Origin of the sequence: Exiguobacterium sp. s70, from assembly GCF_018618315.1 — a bacterium.
In the GTDB taxonomy this organism is placed as follows: domain Bacteria; phylum Bacillota; class Bacilli; order Exiguobacteriales; family Exiguobacteriaceae; genus Exiguobacterium; species Exiguobacterium chiriqhucha.
In genome coordinates this window covers 150,192-166,560 of the sequence record NZ_JACSLV010000003.1, presented here as the reverse complement: position 1 = coordinate 166,560, position 16,369 = coordinate 150,192, and the positions used below count along the sequence as shown (strand labels likewise).

21 protein-coding genes are annotated in these 16,369 nt (G+C 52.4%); 19 read left to right on the top strand and 2 right to left on the bottom strand.

Annotation, left to right across the window (positions count from 1 at the left end):
- Positions 1-40: 40 nt before the first annotated feature.
- The 4 genes from aceA to modB all read left to right on the top strand — a co-directional run bounded on the left by aceA (position 41) and on the right by modB (position 3,653).
- Complete coding sequence (aceA, locus tag KNP84_RS09300; protein ID WP_214836672.1) at positions 41-1,321, top strand: isocitrate lyase; 1,281 nt, start codon at positions 41-43, stop codon at positions 1,319-1,321.
- Positions 1,322-1,469: 148 nt separating this feature from the next.
- A complete protein-coding gene (ric, locus tag KNP84_RS09295; RefSeq protein WP_214801649.1) occupies positions 1,470-2,177 on the top strand; it encodes an iron-sulfur cluster repair di-iron protein in 708 nt (235 codons plus the stop codon).
- A 106-nt stretch (positions 2,178-2,283) separates the two neighbouring features.
- Positions 2,284-3,015, top strand: coding sequence for a molybdate ABC transporter substrate-binding protein (gene modA, locus KNP84_RS09290; RefSeq protein ID WP_214836675.1), 732 nt, complete (start codon positions 2,284-2,286; stop codon positions 3,013-3,015).
- On the top strand, positions 3,012-3,653 hold the full coding sequence (gene modB, locus KNP84_RS09285) for a molybdate ABC transporter permease subunit (protein WP_215114662.1): 642 nt from the start codon (positions 3,012-3,014) through the stop codon (positions 3,651-3,653). Before modA ends, modB begins: the two co-directional genes overlap by 4 nt.
- Here the strand turns inward: modB and KNP84_RS09280 are convergent.
- Complete coding sequence (locus KNP84_RS09280) at positions 3,650-4,021, bottom strand: DUF3221 domain-containing protein (protein WP_214836682.1); 372 nt, start codon at positions 4,019-4,021, stop codon at positions 3,650-3,652. The genes modB and KNP84_RS09280 overlap by 4 nt on opposite strands.
- Positions 4,022-4,155: 134 nt before the next feature.
- Here KNP84_RS09280 and KNP84_RS09275 point away from each other — a divergent pair, with 134 nt between their 5' ends.
- The 7 genes from KNP84_RS09275 to KNP84_RS09245 all read left to right on the top strand — a co-directional run bounded on the left by KNP84_RS09275 (position 4,156) and on the right by KNP84_RS09245 (position 9,853).
- Positions 4,156-5,283, top strand: coding sequence for an MFS transporter (locus KNP84_RS09275; RefSeq protein WP_058765370.1), 1,128 nt, complete (start codon positions 4,156-4,158; stop codon positions 5,281-5,283).
- Positions 5,264-5,551: a hypothetical protein gene (locus KNP84_RS09270; protein ID WP_021068018.1), complete on the top strand. Its 288-nt coding sequence runs from the start codon at positions 5,264-5,266 to the stop codon at positions 5,549-5,551. Before KNP84_RS09275 ends, KNP84_RS09270 begins: the two co-directional genes overlap by 20 nt.
- Positions 5,544-7,790, top strand: a complete 2,247-nt coding sequence (locus KNP84_RS09265) for a molybdopterin oxidoreductase family protein (RefSeq protein WP_058765372.1) — start codon at positions 5,544-5,546, stop codon at positions 7,788-7,790. The genes KNP84_RS09270 and KNP84_RS09265 overlap by 8 nt, the downstream gene beginning before the upstream one ends.
- Positions 7,787-8,329 carry a 4Fe-4S dicluster domain-containing protein gene (locus tag KNP84_RS09260; protein ID WP_021068020.1) on the top strand — a complete coding sequence of 181 codons (543 nt, stop codon included), beginning with the start codon at positions 7,787-7,789 and terminating at the stop codon, positions 8,327-8,329. Before KNP84_RS09265 ends, KNP84_RS09260 begins: the two co-directional genes overlap by 4 nt.
- Positions 8,330-8,349: 20 nt before the next feature.
- The gene (locus KNP84_RS09255) at positions 8,350-8,856 is read left to right on the top strand and encodes a QcrA and Rieske domain-containing protein (protein ID WP_215114661.1); all 507 of its coding nucleotides are present in this window, start codon (positions 8,350-8,352) and stop codon (positions 8,854-8,856) included.
- The gene (locus tag KNP84_RS09250) at positions 8,846-9,049 is read left to right on the top strand and encodes a hypothetical protein (RefSeq protein ID WP_021068022.1); all 204 of its coding nucleotides are present in this window, start codon (positions 8,846-8,848) and stop codon (positions 9,047-9,049) included. Before KNP84_RS09255 ends, KNP84_RS09250 begins: the two co-directional genes overlap by 11 nt.
- Before the next feature lie 111 nt (positions 9,050-9,160).
- The gene (locus tag KNP84_RS09245; protein ID WP_021068023.1) at positions 9,161-9,853 is read left to right on the top strand and encodes a Crp/Fnr family transcriptional regulator; all 693 of its coding nucleotides are present in this window, start codon (positions 9,161-9,163) and stop codon (positions 9,851-9,853) included.
- Here KNP84_RS09245 and KNP84_RS09240 read toward each other — a convergent pair whose 3' ends face one another.
- Positions 9,854-10,366 carry a hypothetical protein gene (locus tag KNP84_RS09240; protein WP_021068024.1) on the bottom strand — a complete coding sequence of 171 codons (513 nt, stop codon included), beginning with the start codon at positions 10,364-10,366 and terminating at the stop codon, positions 9,854-9,856.
- 222 nt (positions 10,367-10,588) lie between these two features.
- Here KNP84_RS09240 and KNP84_RS09235 point away from each other — a divergent pair, with 222 nt between their 5' ends.
- From KNP84_RS09235 to KNP84_RS09200, 8 genes are read left to right on the top strand one after another with little or no spacing between them, the layout of a single operon-like run.
- Positions 10,589-11,905, top strand: a complete 1,317-nt coding sequence (locus KNP84_RS09235) for an MFS transporter (protein ID WP_021068025.1) — start codon at positions 10,589-10,591, stop codon at positions 11,903-11,905.
- A 57-nt stretch (positions 11,906-11,962) separates the two neighbouring features.
- Positions 11,963-12,970 (top strand): GTP 3',8-cyclase MoaA, encoded by a 1,008-nt coding sequence (gene moaA / locus KNP84_RS09230; RefSeq protein ID WP_058765377.1) that lies wholly within the window; start codon positions 11,963-11,965, stop codon positions 12,968-12,970.
- A 5-nt stretch (positions 12,971-12,975) separates the two neighbouring features.
- Positions 12,976-13,479, top strand: a complete 504-nt coding sequence (locus KNP84_RS09225; RefSeq protein ID WP_021068027.1) for a MogA/MoaB family molybdenum cofactor biosynthesis protein — start codon at positions 12,976-12,978, stop codon at positions 13,477-13,479.
- Positions 13,476-14,018, top strand: a complete 543-nt coding sequence (locus KNP84_RS09220) for a molybdenum cofactor guanylyltransferase (protein ID WP_214801627.1) — start codon at positions 13,476-13,478, stop codon at positions 14,016-14,018. The genes KNP84_RS09225 and KNP84_RS09220 overlap by 4 nt, the downstream gene beginning before the upstream one ends.
- Before the next feature lie 4 nt (positions 14,019-14,022).
- On the top strand, positions 14,023-15,258 hold the full coding sequence (locus tag KNP84_RS09215; RefSeq protein WP_214801624.1) for a molybdopterin molybdotransferase MoeA: 1,236 nt from the start codon (positions 14,023-14,025) through the stop codon (positions 15,256-15,258).
- A complete protein-coding gene (gene mobB / locus KNP84_RS09210) occupies positions 15,234-15,710 on the top strand; it encodes a molybdopterin-guanine dinucleotide biosynthesis protein B (RefSeq protein WP_214801622.1) in 477 nt (158 codons plus the stop codon). Before KNP84_RS09215 ends, mobB begins: the two co-directional genes overlap by 25 nt.
- Positions 15,688-16,143 (top strand): molybdenum cofactor biosynthesis protein MoaE, encoded by a 456-nt coding sequence (locus KNP84_RS09205; protein WP_021068031.1) that lies wholly within the window; start codon positions 15,688-15,690, stop codon positions 16,141-16,143. Before mobB ends, KNP84_RS09205 begins: the two co-directional genes overlap by 23 nt.
- Positions 16,140-16,367 carry a MoaD/ThiS family protein gene (locus KNP84_RS09200; protein ID WP_021068032.1) on the top strand — a complete coding sequence of 76 codons (228 nt, stop codon included), beginning with the start codon at positions 16,140-16,142 and terminating at the stop codon, positions 16,365-16,367. The genes KNP84_RS09205 and KNP84_RS09200 overlap by 4 nt, the downstream gene beginning before the upstream one ends.
- Positions 16,368-16,369 lie beyond the last annotated feature (2 nt).

The following is a 16,369-nucleotide window of genomic DNA, read 5'->3' as shown; positions in this document are numbered from 1 at the left end:
TGATTAAATCATGAATTAATATAATACAGGAGGAATGGATATGAACGAACAACGCGCACAAGTTGAGGAAATGATACAGTCGGAACGATTTACTGGGGTCGAACGTCCATACGGAGTTGAAGACGTGATGCGACTTCGGGGATCGGTGTTGATTGAACATACGCTCGCGACAAAAGGAGCGGAACGGTTATGGGAGTTACTCCACGAGCGGGACTACGTCCACGCGCTCGGGGCGTTGACGGGGAACCAGGCCATCCAGCAAGTAAAGGCTGGTCTTGAGGCCATCTATTTGAGCGGTTGGCAAGTTGCCGCCGACGCGAACTTGTCGGGACATATGTATCCGGATCAAAGCCTGTATCCGGCCAATTCGGTGCCGAGCGTCGTCAAACGAATCAATCAGGCGCTTCAACGCGCCGACCAAATCCAAACGGCGGAAGGAAAAGGCGATACGCATTGGTTCGCCCCGATTGTCGCTGACATGGAGGCCGGTTTCGGCGGTGTGCTCAACGTGTTCGAACTGACGAAGGCGATGATTGAGGCGGGGGCAGCCGGTGTCCATCTTGAGGATCAACTGTCATCGGAGAAGAAGTGCGGACATCTCGGCGGGAAAGTGTTGCTACCGACACAGACGGCCGTGAAAAACTTGATTGCCGCTCGGCTCGCGGCAGACGTCATGGGGGTGTCGACGATTATCGTCGCCCGGACGGATGCTCACGCGGCGAATTTGATTACGAGCGACATCGACCCAATCGACCATCCGTTCATCGTCGGTGACCGGACACCGGAAGGGTTTTACCGCACCGAGGCAGGCATCGAGCAGGCAATCGCGCGTGGTCTTGCCTACGCACCGTACGCCGACCTCGTCTGGTGCGAGACGTCCGAGCCCGATTTGGATGAGGCACGCCAATTCGCAAATGCGATTCACGCGAAATATCCGGGCAAACTGCTTGCTTACAACTGCTCACCTTCGTTCAACTGGAAGAAGAAGCTGTCAGACGAGGAAATCGCAACGTTCCAACAAGAAATTGGTGCGATGGGGTACAAGTTCCAATTCGTCACGCTCGCTGGTTTCCACTCGCTCAACTTCGGAATGTTCGAACTCGCACGCGGATACAAAGCCCGCGGGATGGCTGCCTATTCCGAGTTGCAGCAAGCTGAATTCTCGGCGGAGCAGCATGGCTATACGGCGACACGTCACCAGCGCGAAGTCGGGACCGGGTACTTTGATGAAGTGTCACTCGTCATTTCTGGAGGCCAGTCGTCGACGACGGCACTGGCCGGATCGACAGAGGCAGAGCAGTTTGAAACGCCTTCCCATTAATCGACGCCCCTCACAAAATGAGGGGCTGTTTTGTGTCCAAATTTGGAACGAGGCAATCCCGTTCACCTAAATGTGACGTATTTCACATTTTTGTCGTCAAACTCTTGCTACGCTAAACATGTCAAAACGAATATGGAGGTTATGACAGATGACACAGACATTCACGGGCGATACGCACGTATCTGAAATCGTCAAACAATGCCCGCAAGCAGCAGACATCTTCAAACGGAACCGAATCGATTTTTGTTGTGGTGGCAACCGACCACTCGCTGAAGCGACTGACAAATCGAAACGGTCGACAGAAGATATTTTAGAAGAAGTCAATGCGCTCTATCAACGCAAGCAAGAGATGAACGAGAAGAGCATCGATTGGGATGCCGCTTCTTCTTCGGAATTGATTGAGCACATCATTTATAAGCATCACCAGTTTTTGACGGACGAATTGCCTCAGCTCACACCATATGTGACAAAAGTGTTCCGGGTTCACGGACAAAATCATCCGCACCTCGGTCGCATTCACCAATTGTTCAATCAATTGAAAGTGGAACTTGAACAACATATCGTCAAAGAAGAGACGGAAGACTTCCCGACGTTGCTTCGTCATGAGACGGCACCGACAGCTGAAACGAGACGGGAGCTTGATGACATTTTGGCTTTGCTCGAGTCAGAACATGCAGCAGCGGGTGACATCTTGAAAGAGCTTCGGCACATCACGAACGACTATACGCCGCCTGAAGGTGCGTGTGGGACGTATCGTCTTGTCTATCAACGGTTAGAAGCGCTCGAATCGGATACGTTCGAACATATTCATCTCGAGAACAACATTTTATTCCCGCGGGCGCGCACGTTCGCTTAATAAGGGCACACCTCTACTGACGTAGGGGTGTATTTTTGTGACGTTTGATACAGATGGGAGGCGAAGCAATCGCTACGATAAAAGAGAAGCAAAGGAGTGATCAATCATGAAACGGGTGAGTGGAGTCATCATAGGGATGGCAGTCGCCTTATTACTAAGTCAAGTCTGGTCGAGTTCAGATTCGGAGGACACCGTGACCATCCTAGCAGCGGCGAGCTTAGGACCGGCTTTGGAAGAGGTCGAGCGACAACTTGAAGCGGAATTCGATGGGATTGATGTTCGGGTCGTGACGAACGGGAGCGGCGCTTTGCGAGCACAAATCAATCACGGGTCTCCGGCAGATATCTTTTTAGCCGCGAGCGTTGACGATGTCGACCGATTACAAATCCCGATTCTAGAGCGGGATATGTTCTTGCATAACGAATTGTGGCTCGTAACACCGAAAGGGAAACCGTGCGCGGAGACGTGGGACGACTTAAATACATGTGCTCGCATCGTCATCGGTGATCCGATCAATGTCCCGGCCGGTCGTTACGCAAAAGTGGCGCTCGAAGGGGAAGATGTGTGGGAGGAAGTGGAGCCGCGAGTCATGTTCGCCCAAAACGTGAGACAAGTGCTGACGCTCATCGAACAAGGTGACGCCAATGCGGGATTCGTTTATAAAACGGAACTCACGACGGACATCGAGTCGATTCAGTCGGTCCCATTTGAAGCGACGGGTGCGATTTCGTATCCGGCAGTTCGCTTAACGCATGATCCATACGTCCGCGATATCTATGCGCGTTTGTTTGATAATGAGATCCAAGCTCACTTTTTGGCGAAAGGATTTTCCAAATGACGCAATCTCCACTTCAACTCACATTCGAAGTCGGGATGATGGCGACGGTGAGCGCCTTCGTCCTCGCCTTCGGAGCGGCCTATTTCATGCATCACCGTCAATTTAAAGGAAAGCGGTTGCTGGAGACAGTGTTTTTACTGCCGCTCATCTTGCCACCGACAGTCATCGGGTTATACGCCTTGATGGTCCTCGGGAACAACGGGATCGGTGGGTTCTTGCCCGTCACCATCTTGTTCACCAAACAGGCGAACGTCATCGCGTCCGCCTTGGCCGCGTTTCCGCTCATCTACCAAACGATTCGTCTCGGGCTCAAACAACTCGATGCGGAATGGTATGAGGCCGGACGCGTGCTCGGTGGGTCAGAACGTCAACTGTTCACTTACGTGACGATTCCACTGCTGCTACCTGCGTTGACGAGCGGTTTCGTCCTTGGTTTCGCACGGTCAATCGGCGAGTTCGGGATCACGATGATGATTGCCGGGAACATTCCGGGCGAGACGATGACACTTGCCACTGCGATTTATATGGCGACAATCAACGGCGATATGAAGCAAGCGCTCATTTGGAGTGGATGGTTGGTTGGCCTGGCGTTTTTAGTCCTATGGCTGAGCGAACGTTACGGCAAACGTCAATATTAGTCGATTACAGCGACTTTTTTCACATAAGACCGGTTCGGAGTATTTAAGATACTTGGGCCGGTCTTTTTCCAAATGTGGACGTGGTCCCCGACAGCGATTTGTTCGAACGTCGCCTTTACTTGAAACTTGAACCAACTTACGTCTCCCGGTTCACTTTGCGCGAAAAGAGTGTCAGGAGAGAGCGTGGCTTCTTCTGCAGTGATGCCGCTGATGACGAGTGCGGTGCGGTCAGACTCATTTATTTCAATCACATATCCTTCGACGTCTGGCTCGGTCGTCGCCCGGTTAGCGAAGACAAACCCGATGGAAAAGACGACGAGCATGGCCGCGATGGTGAGGAATAACATGATTTTGAATGATGATTTCATAAGGGAACGCCTCCTTCGTTCATTATTCTGTCACGTCTCGAATCGCTTATCTGTGAAAAAAGTAACAGTTAAGTCGAGATGTCATCTTTATGATGAAACTATGAAGTCGCTCGGAAAGAGAAGGGGGAACACATATGTCCGATCGTTATTTTTATTCGACCGCTGCAAAGTGGTCGTTCGTAGGATTCACCGCCTTGGTGCTCTCGACGTGGATCGCGTCGGCAGGATTTGAGCACGTGGACATGGCGTTGTTCGGCTACTATATCGCCGCCGTCATTTGCATGATTGGGATGGTCGTTCGTTTGACGTTATTCTTTGCACGGCCGGCCACTTCGCAAGTATTGAAGCGGAGCCTCAAACAAATGAAGGCAGAAAAGAAACGGGCCAGTAAAGCCGTCGCCACGACAACTGTCAATAACATCGTCTTACAGAAGTTCATCTGGGAACGTGGCTGGTACCGCTGGACCCAACATATGTTGATCGCCTGGGGATGCCTCGGGTCGTTCGCCATTACGTTCGGCTTGACGTTCCAATGGATGCGCTTTGATTTGATTGATATCGAGACGTATCAAATCATCGTCTTCAACATCCCGACCATCAAAATGGCCGCGCATGGGTTGTTCGCCGAGCTTGTCTATAACGGCTTGAACATCACCGCGCTCATGTTGCTCGTCGGCGTGCTCATGGCACTCTATCGCCGGATTAACGACCAGGACGTGAAAGTGACCCAGCGATTCGAATTTGATATTTTACCGCTCCTCATGTTGCTCATCGTCACCGTATCAGGTCTCTTGTTGACCGTGTCGTACGTATTCTTCGGCGGCTTCATTCATCATGAACTCGCCTTGTTCCATCAATTGACCGTCATCATCTTTTTATGCTACTTCCCGTTCGGTAAACTGTTCCACTTGCCGGTCCGACCAATGGCAGCCAGCGTACCGATGAACTACCGGGAAGTCGAAGCGGATGAGACGCGTGTCTGCGCTGGGTGTGGCACACGCTATGCAACGGACAATCAAGTCGAGGACGTCCAAGCGATTTTACAAGCACAGACGATTCAGCTCGGACTCAGTGACGGGACCCAGCTGTCGGATTACTGCCAACCGTGTCGACGTTCGATGCGTGTGAAGATGCAGTTGAACTTGATGAATGGACAGTTATCGACGCACCCGGTCGATACGAATACCGGCATGTCGATGCCAGGGTTCGGCCGGCCGAAGGAGACGAAAGATGAGGCAAAAGATGAGACACCTGTGCGTTAAATGCGGAGAACCGACTGGGACGCTTGAAGAGATTGAACAAGTAAAACAAATGCTCGAAGGGTCGGACCAACTCGTGAAAGTCGATGCGGCACATACGGTCCAAGACCTCTGTCACGCCTGTCGTCGTCGGGCCCGGCTCGATTCGGCGCTTGGACGGCCAGGAAGTGACGGGATGCATTATCCGCTTCAAACGATTAACGGCTATCACGTCAGTGGATTTTCAAAACGAAGAGCGGAGACGTTCTATGGAGGGGAAGACGATGAGTGACTTTTTAACGTCGCCAGAAGTACAGAACTTAATCAAACCTGGTGAGAAACTGATTACGACCCATTGTTGCTACTGCGGGATGCAGTGCGGCATGCACATCCGGGTCGATGAGAAGACCGGGGCCGTCAAAGGCGTCGAACCACGCTACGATTTCCCGGTGAATAAAGGCAAGCTTTGCCCGAAAGGCGTCACAGCCTATCAAACGATTGAGCATCCGGACCGTATCCTCACACCGCTCATCAAGCGGAATGGCAAGTTTGAGAAAGCGACATGGGACGAAGCGCTCGACGTGATCGAAGCGAACTTTAAACGGATTCAACGAGAGCACGGAAAGGATGCGGTGTCTGTCTTCGGCGGCGTCTCGATGACGAATGAGAAATGTTACCTCGTCGGGAAGTATGCGCGGGTCGCACTCGGCACACGATTCATCGACTATAACGGCCGCTTCTGTATGTCATCTGCCGCCGGCGGTTTCTTAAAGACACTCGGGATTGACCGCGGGGCGACACTCCCGTGGACGGAGTTCGAGCATGTCGACACGTTCTTTGTCGCCGGTTCGAATATCGCCGAATGTCATCCGACGACGACGCAGCATATTTGGAAAGCGAAGGACAAAGGCGCGAAAATCATCGTCGCCGACCCGCGTGAGATTCCGATGGCGCGTGTCGCCGATGTCCACCTCGATTTGAAACCGGGGACGGATGCGGCGCTTGCGATGGGACTGCTCAACTTTTTAGTCGAACACGATTATGTCGATCAAGCGTATGTGGATGAGCGTTGCGATAACTACGAAGAGTTGAAGGCGTCGGTCCGTGACTGGACGCTCGAACGGACGAGTGATGTGACGGGGATTGCTATCGAAAAACTTGAAAAGGCAGGTCACATTTACGGAAAGAGCCCACGGTCGGTCATGTTGTTTGCCCGTGGTGTCGAACAACAGTCAAAAGGCGTCGACAACGTCTCGCTTTACACGTCGATGGCACTTCTGCGCGGCATGGTCGGAAAATTCGCCTCGGGTGTCGCTACGATGACCGGGCAAGGGAATGGCCAAGGCGGACGGGAACATGGACAAAAAGCCGATTTGTTACCGGGCTACCGGAAGTTAACTGACCCGAAAGCCGTCGAATATGTGAGCGGTGTCTGGGGCATCGATCCTTCCGAGATGCCAAAACCAGGTGTGTCTGCATTCGAAATGTTCGATGAGATTCAAGCGGGAACGATTCGGGCGATGCACCTCATGTGTTCGAATCCGGCCGTCTCGGCACCGAACCTACCGTACGTGTGGGACAGTTTCAATAAGCTCGATTTCTTCGTCGTCAGCGACTTCTTCATGTCAGAATCTTGCGAGTTCGCGGACGTCGTCTTGCCGGCTTGTTCGTGGGCCGAAGATGAAGGGACGACGACGAACCTAGAAGGACGTGTCATTCGGATCCGGAAAGTGCGCGAACCTCTCGGAGACTCGCTTCCAGACTGGGAAATCATGAAGCGGATTGCTGAACGGATGGGACGCGGACAGTACTTCCCGTACGAGACGGCGCGTGACATTTGGGAGGAGTTCCGCATCGCGACAAAAGGTGGAGCGGCCGACTACTCCGGAATCACGTGGGAACGAATCGACAACGAATATGGTGTCTTCTGGCCGTGTCCGTCTGAAGACCATCCGGGCACACCGACGATGTTCAAAGAACGGTTTGGGACGGCAAACGGGAAAGCGAATTTGCCCGTCGTCACGTATCGACCGGCCGGCGAATATGCGAATGAAGAATATCCGGTCACGCTCACGACAGGCCGTGTCGTCTTCCATTACTTGTCGGGCAACCAGACGCGTCGTGTCGATTTCTTGAGCACGATGTCAAAATTGCCGTTCGTGGAGATTCATCCCGAGCTCGCCTCAAGTTATGGCCTACAAACAGGTGACAAAGTCGAACTGCGGACACGCCGCGGAGCGATGGTCGTCGAGGCGCGTTTGACGAAGGCGATTCGAAACGATACCGTCTTTGTCCCTTACCATTGGGGCAAAGAGCTCGCCATCAATCAATTGACGAATCCGTGCCTCGATCCGATGTCACGCATGCCTGAGTTCAAAGTATGCGCGGTTCAACTGAAGAAGTTACCGGCGAATACGCCGCTACACATTAACCCGTTGACGGTGCCACTCGGTTCGAGCGTACCGTTCATGGCGGACCATGCGATTGCGACGAGCTGTCACGTCATGGATGAGGAGGTTCATACGAAATGAATAAAGTCATGTATTTAGAATTTGAACGCTGTATCGGCTGTCGAGCTTGTCAGGCGGCTTGCCGCGAATGTGGCGATCATGACGGACTTGAGCGCAACTACGTGGACTATATCGATTTCTCGGAGAACCGTCAGACGTTCCCGATGATCTGTATGCAATGTAAAAATCCAGCTTGTGCTCAAGTGTGTCCGGCCAATGCGATTCAAATCACGCCAGAAGGTGTCGTCTTATCGGCTTCCGAAGAAAAATGTATCGGCTGCCGGAACTGTACGTTCGCTTGTCCGTTCGGGATTCCGAAGTTCGATTTTGAGAAGAACAAGATGTATAAATGCGACATGTGTTACGACCGTTCCAAACATGATATCGCGCCGATGTGTGCGTCAGTTTGTCCGTCAGATGCGATTCGTTTCATTGACCATGACGAGATGATGCAACTGCGTCGTCAGCGCGTTCAAATGAACATGATTGAAGGAAAAAAACCTTCACAAGACGATAAATGGAATTACGTCCCTGAATTCTTTGGCGTCTATTCCGACTGAGGCAGAAAGGAAGATGACTTATGTCGAAAGATTCAAAAGAGCGGGAACGGTTATCCGCACTTGTCGATAACTTGAGTCGGGCCGATGATGTGAAACTGAACCGACGGGCCTTCATCAAATCGACGTTTGGGGCCGGCATCGCGCTCGGTCTCGCGACGGTCCCGTTCAATATCGCGACCTTCGTTCGAAGCGAGCCGAGAACCGACCGTCAGTTCATCACGACGGTCGAGGCGCTCGAGCGAGGGAAATCACTCGAATTTGAATATCCGGGTACGGAACCATCGTTGCTTGTTCATTTAAAGACCGGTGAGTTCGTCGCCTATAACAACAAATGTACACATCTGCAGTGTCCTGTGTTTTATGTAGAGGAAGAAGATGTGCTCCTCTGCCCATGCCACCGCGGCTACTTCGGTCTGGATGGACAGCCGCAAGCGGGTCCGCCACAACGGGAGCTTCCTAAAATCCTACTGGAGATTGAGAATGGGAAAATCTTTGCGGTCGGAAGAGAGATTCATCATGGGGCGTAACGGTTGGAGTTTAATCGGACTGGTCGTGTTGCTCGCGACGAACATGGTGCTGTTGCAATATACAATTGAGAGCTATATGGTGTATGATCATGCCTCGATGCGACTATATATGGCCATCGCCATCATCAATGTCGGATTGATCGCCTTATTATATCGATATTGGAAAAAAATTGAATATCGTACGAAAGAATAGTCGTCCCCTTGAAACGCTTCCAAATGTTGATTGCGTTTCGAGGGGGTTTGTGTTTAGAATGAAGGCAAGCTTTCATATGGTGCAACGTGTTTTTAAGGAAGGTCGGTGGAAATGGCTCATTCAAGTAAATCGATGGTGCTCGAGGAAACAAAAAAATTGGCACATCGAATCATTCATGTCCCCAAAGGCGGGTTTCTGTTCCGGGAACAAGAAGACGCATCCGAATTTTATATTGTAAAGAGTGGACTAATCCAAATTTCGAAATTGACGGAAAATGGAAAAGAATTGACGTTACGTTGTTTAAGCGCTGAGGCTTGTTGCGGAGAATTGACGTTGTTCGCAATCGATCCGAAATATCTGTTTAACGCGAAAGCGTTAGAAGACAGTGAAATTTATGCGGTCAAAATCGAACGGATTGAAACGATGATTTTGTCATCGAATCCCGAGTTCGTCCGCGAGTTCATGATTATGATTAACGAACATATGCGGAAGCAGCATACGAAATTTAGAGACTTGGTGTTGAACGGGAAGAAAGGGGCGCTTTATTCGACGCTCATTCGCATGGCGAACAGCTATGGGGTGGAAGTCGAAGGTGGCATTCTCATCGACTTGAAACTGAAAAATCAAGAGCTCGCCAACTATTGCGGAACGTCGCGCGAACGCGTGAACCGCATGTTGAACGAGCTCGCCCAAGAGGGGATTTTGTCGCTCCCGTCTCGTCAAATCATCATTCATGACCTCGACCGCTTGAAACAGCTCAACCATTGTGAGGACTGTCCCATTTCAGTCTGTGTCATCGATTGATCACATCACGGCGGCAAGTGATAGCTCGCCCTCGAAATGTTCTAACCCATCGGCCTCGATTGTACAGGCCGATACATAAAAATCGCCATCTTCCATCAACTCGTAAGACCGAAGTACTCCTTCGGCTAGCTTGACCCCGTTAGCACGGACTTCGACGACGACACCTTCCATCGAGCGAACGCGCGCTGCGGACAAAAAGTCCAGCCAACGTTTGAAGTGGCGATAGACGGTGACCACCGTCCCGTCCCCTAGGTAGCCGATGACCGCCTGGGTATCATCGATCGTCACGTCGTGGTTTGTATCGATTCGGACAAGCAAGTCATGCAGGGCTTGCAGTTCTTCCATCGGACTTTCCAGTGGGAACGTGACGGTGATGCCCGTCTCCGTGAACGCCGCTTCGGCAATCGAGACACCGAAGACGCGGAACACATGGGCCCCATCTTGACTGAAGAAATATGGCTGCAGCGCCAAACGAGCCTCGGATGCGCAATGAATTTGAATAAGATGTGACACAGTTATCCCTCCTCTATTCCTTACGATAAGGAATCGGGGAGGGTTTTTCTGTGTTCAATGTCACAGAACCGAAAGAAAGGCGATTTTGTCACAGATTGATGACAAGCCGATAAAAAAACTCAACATGCGAAATAAGTGTGAAAGAAGGCACACTTTTTTAAGGGAGGGGTCGATAGGATGGGATTAGGATACGAATTGAACCGTTTAGAGGAGGAATAGACAATGCAACAATTAGACAAAGGGTCGCATGCACTCGCCGAGTGGAAGCCAGAGGACGTGGGGTTCTGGGAAGGGACGGGGAAACAAGTCGCCAATCGCAACCTACTTGTCTCAGTCCCGGCCCTGACGCTTGCGTTCATCGTTTGGCAGATGTGGTCGGTCGCGGCCGTCCAATTGAATTCGATTGGATTCAGCTTTACTCAAGGCCAATTATTCACGTTGGCCGCACTGCCTGGACTTGTCGGGGCGTCGTTGCGCTTTTTCTACACGTTTGCGAACAGTATATTCGGCGGGCGGAACTGGACGATCTTCTCGACGTCGATTTTGTTGTTGCCGCTCCTTGGTATCGCCTACGCCGTGCAAAACGTCAACACACCGTATTGGGTGTTCATGATTTTGGCCGCTCTTTGCGGACTAGGTGGGGGGAACTTCTCGTCGTCAAACGCCAATATCGGTGCGTTTTATCCGAAAGCGAAAAAAGGGACGGCGCTTGGGATTAACGGAGGCATCGGGAACTTGGGCGTCTCGCTCGTTCAATTGATCACACCGCTTGTCATCACGACGAGTATATTCGGATTCATTGGCGGCAACGCCCTCGTGACTGAGACCGGGCAACAGATTTGGCTCCAAAACGCGGCGCTGCTTTGGGTCGTGCCGACCATCATATTGACAGTCTGTGCCTACTTGTTCATGGATAACTTACCGACGGCACGCCAATCGATTCGAGAACAGGCGAGCGTGTTCAAAGACAAGCACTTTTGGATTCAAACGTTGCTCTACACGGCGGCCTTCGGTTCGTTCATCGGATATGCCGCTGCGTTCCCGATGATTTTGAAATTAAAGTTCCCTGAATCGGACTTGTTGGCACTCGCCTTCCTTGGTGCGTTCCTCGGCGCTTCCTCACGTCCATTCGGAGGTTGGATTAGTGATAAGGTCGGAGCGGCCAAAGTGACATTGGTCGTGTTCGGTGTCATGGCGCTCGGGACGATGAGTGTCATCCTGGCCATCACGAACGACAACTTGACGATGTTTTTCATCTCGTTCGTCGTTCTGTTCATCGCGACCGGACTCAACTCCGGTGCGACGTTTGCGATGATTCCCCACGTGTTTGTGGCAACGAAGACACCGGCCGTCGTCGGATTCTCGGCAGCGTTTGCCGCTTACGGCGCCTTCTTCATTCCGAAAATGTTCGGCTGGTCGCTCGAACTCGTCGGTTCGTTCAATGGCGCGTTGTTCGTCATGCTCGGACTCTACGCGATTTCAATCGTCACTACAATTTATTACTATTTGCGGAACGGTGCTGAAAAGCCGATTCGCTGACTTTTGGGAAGGGACTTAGGAGGTCCCTTCTGTCGTTGACAGAAAGGATGAACCCACATGACACCATGGACCGATCGTCGGAGACGACCGTTGGAAGATTTGCGTATCTCGGTGATTGATAAATGTAACTTCCGATGCCGGTACTGCATGCCTGAAGAAGCGTTTCGCCACCACCAATTTTTAAAGCGAGATGAGTTGTTATCATTCGATGAGATTGAGCGATTCGTTCGGATTATCGCTCCGCATGGCGTGAAGAAAGTACGCTTGACCGGAGGCGAACCGCTACTTCGAGCGAATCTCGATGAGTTGATTCGCCGCCTGCGGGCGGTCACGACCATCGAAACGATCGGATTGACGACGAACGGCGTGTATTTAGAACGGATGGCGAAGGTGTTGAAGCAAGCCGGGCTTGACCGGGTCAATGTGAGTCTAGACGCCTTATCAGCCGAGACGTTTGGGATGATGAACGGGCGCGGGACGTCGCCTGAAACGGTGTTACGAGGCATCGATGAGGCGAAACGACAAGGGCTCGAGGTGAAAGTGAACATGGTTGTCCGGAAAGGTTGGAACGATCATGAAGTCGCCCCGATGGCCGCCTATTTTAAAGAACGGAACATCACGCTCCGTTATATCGAGTTCATGGACGTCGGCACAGCGAACGAGTGGAACGTTGAACATGTCGTATCGTCTGAATCAATACTCGGCGTGTTGCGCCAACAGAACGGCTTGCTCGAACCACTTGCTCCCGAGGCGCTCGGGGAGGTGGCCAAACGTTATCGCTACGATGATGGAGCAGAAGTTGGTTTTATCTCTTCGGTCAGTCAACCGTTCTGCGGGACGTGTACACGAGGCCGGCTATCGAGCGATGGCAAATGGTATACGTGCCTGTTCGCGGAAGAAGGGACAGATATTCGCGAGCTGCTTCGCAGCGGAGCGAGTGACGACCTCATCGCGATGACGTTAAAAATGGTATGGGAAGTGCGCGACGATCGCTATTCGGAAGAACGATCACGAAATGGGAACCGGACACGCAACCGGATTGAAATGAGTTACATCGGAGGGTGAAAACCATGCAGACACACAATCACGTACATGAAAATACAAAGCGTGTCCGGGCCGCGATTTTAACAATCTCGGATACACGCACGCTCGATACGGACGTTTCGGGAGAACATATTTGCTCATTGTTAAAAGCAGAGGCCCACACAGTCACATACCGTGAAATCACGAAAGATGATCCGATAGAGATTGAGGCGGCCGTCAGACGAATGGTTGATGAGAAGATGGATGTCATCTTGACGACCGGTGGGACGGGAATTACGAAGCGCGATGTCACCATCGAGACGATTCGACCACTGCTCGACCGGGAGATGGTCGGCTTTGGCGAGTTGTTCCGTCACGTCAGCTTCACGGACGACATCGGACCGGCCGCGATGTTGTCGCGCGCTCTCGCCGGACGTATCGGGGATACAATCATCTTCTCGATGCCAGGGTCACGGGGCGCCGTCGACTTGGCGATGACCCGTTTGATTCTCCCCGAGCTTTCGCACATCGTCTGGGAAGCGACGCGATGATTGGCATCGTTTTGGCGGGCGGCCAATCGCGTCGGTTCGGCGCCCCTAAATGGCAAGCTCGCTACAAAGACGCCTCGTTTGAAGAACGAGCAAGGAACATCCTTGCCACGACGACGGCGACCCAGTGGAGCGTCGTTCCGGCCGGACAGTCGACGACCCCATATCAACTCGAAGACGACACGGAATGGCGAGGCATGGGCCCTATCGCAGGCATCGTCACTGTCATGCGGCACGTTACGAGTGATTGGTACGCCGTCTGTGCGTGCGATACGCCCTTGGTGCCAGCAAGTGTTTATGAACGCCTAGCGATGGAGCGAAGAGATCAACCGGTCGTCGCCTACGCCGACAATCGAATTCATCCGCTCATCGCCCTCTATCCACGGGCGATGGAATCGCAGTTTGTGGCTGCCTTACATCGAGGTGAACGGGCGGTCATGCCTCATTTGACCGAGGCGACCATCGTCTCGTTCGAAGAACGGGACTGGTTTAAAAATGTGAATACGCCAAATGATTATGAAGCACTGCTTGGAAGGAAGTGAAGTGATGGAGAAGAGATCGACCCTATTTCGAAAGCCGCTCGCCGTCGACGAGGCGATTGCACTCGTCGAAGAAATGTCGGGGCGAGCCAAGACGGAAACGGTGCCATTGTATCGAGCGCACGGAAGAATTTTAGCGATGGACCTCGTCGCGACGCATGACGTTCCAGCGTTCGATAAATCACCGTATGACGGCTTTGCCGTCCAGTCCGCGGACTTGTTGACTGCGAGTCGCGACGAACCGGTGACCTTGCCTGTTCAATACGTGCAGGGAGCTGGACACGTCGGAGAACCGCTATGCGCTGGCCAAGCGATTCGCATCATGACCGGAGCTAAAATCCCAGACGGGGCGGATGCGATTGTCATGCTTGAGCTCGTGCAAGCAGATGAACGAGTCGTGACGTTCAAACGACCGGCCCGTGACGCCAATATCTCCTATCGCGGAGAAGATGTGGCGATGGGGACGAATATCGTTGACCGAGGCACCCGCATCAATCCGGGCGTGATCGCCTTGCTCGCGACGTTCGGCTACGAACAAATTGACGTGTACGTGAAACCGCACATCACCGTATTCGCGACCGGAGACGAGCTCGTCGAACCGGGACGCAAGAAAGGCGACGGTCAAATTTATAATTCGAATGCGTATATGATTCTTGCTCAGATTGAGGAACTCGGTGGCACAGCGACATATGGCGGCATCTTGCCGGATACGTTCACTTCGACGAAGCGGGCGGTCGAAGAAGCGCTTCAGTCGAGTGATGCCATCGTCACGACAGGCGGGGTATCGGTCGGCGATTTCGATTATTTGCCCGATGTGTATGATGCGCTCGGAGCGACAGTACTGTTCAATAAAGTCGGGATGCGGCCAGGGTCCGTCACGACAGTCGCGCACCTCGAAGGTCGGCTGTTATTCGGATTATCTGGCAATCCGTCGGCCTGCTTCGTCGGCACGGAACTATTTGTCGGGACGTATATGAAGACGTTATTCGGGCAAGCAGAGCGTCCGGTCGTCGAAGCGACGCTTGGTGCTGATTTCCCGAAAGCAAATCCGTTTGACCGATTTGTACGTGGACATATAACAATCGACGAGGTCGGACAGGCGGTCGTTCATCCGAGTGGTAAAGATAAATCGGGAATCGTCTCTTCGCTCGCGACGTGCAATGCATTGATTCATTTGCCGGGCGGGACGAGAGGGTTTCAGAAGGGGGACACGGTTCGATGTCGAATCATCGATCAGCTTTGATTTTACAAGTGGTCGGCTATCAAAATAGCGGCAAGACATCGTTCGTTTCTGATTTGATAGCGCGGTTGTCGGCGAAGGGGCTCCGTGTCGGCGTCATCAAACATCACGGTCATGGTGGAGCAATCGACGTACCGATGTCGGACTCGCATCGTCACGCCTTGGCGGGTGCGGTGTTATCGAGTGTGATTGGTGAAGACAGCACGTTAATCGAATGGCAAGCCGGTGACACGTTCGAACTACTCTTGAACTTGTATGAGTCTCACGTCGACATCTTACTCATTGAAGGTTATAAGCAAAAAGACTATCCGAAAGTGGTGCTCGTGCGAGACGGACAGGAACAACCGATTGGTTTGATGAACGTCATTGCACGCGGAGATGCTATGGCAGACCGGGCACGCTTGCTGGATATGGTAGAAAGGTGGATGGCAGATGAAGTGGTATCAAGTAAATGAACATCCGCTCGAGCCGATGGCACTTTACGAAACGGTCCGACATCGAAATGTCGGTGCGGTCGTGCTCTTTATCGGAACGGTGCGGGAAATGACCGGTTCTAAACAGACTGAGCTCCTCGAGTACGAATCGTACGTACCGATGGCGGAGAAGATGCTCGAGCAAATCGGGCATGAAGTCTCAGAACGATGGCCTGGTGCGTTGACAGCCATCCATCACCGAATTGGACGTCTCGATATCCTGGACGAAGCAGTCGTCATCGCGACGAGTTCTTCCCATCGAGCCGACGCGTATGAAGCAAATCGCTATGCTATCGAACGGATCAAAGAGATTGTCCCGATTTGGAAACGGGAGCACTGGACCGACGGCACGAAATGGATTGGTGACCAAAAAGAACAATTACCCGGACGCCCGGAAGGAGTGACGTACTCATGATAGAAGTATTATGTTTTGCCCATGTGGCAGAGGAGCTCGCGATGCGGTCTTACACGGTATCGGCACCGACGACAATCGCTTCGTTGCGGGAAGGGTTGATGGAACGTGGCGTGTCGGGAGCGGAACGTCTCATGTTCGCGGTCAATGAACGTTATGAGACAGATGATTACATGATTGAAGACGGAGACACGGTCGCCGTCATCCCGATGGTGAGCGGAGGGTAAAC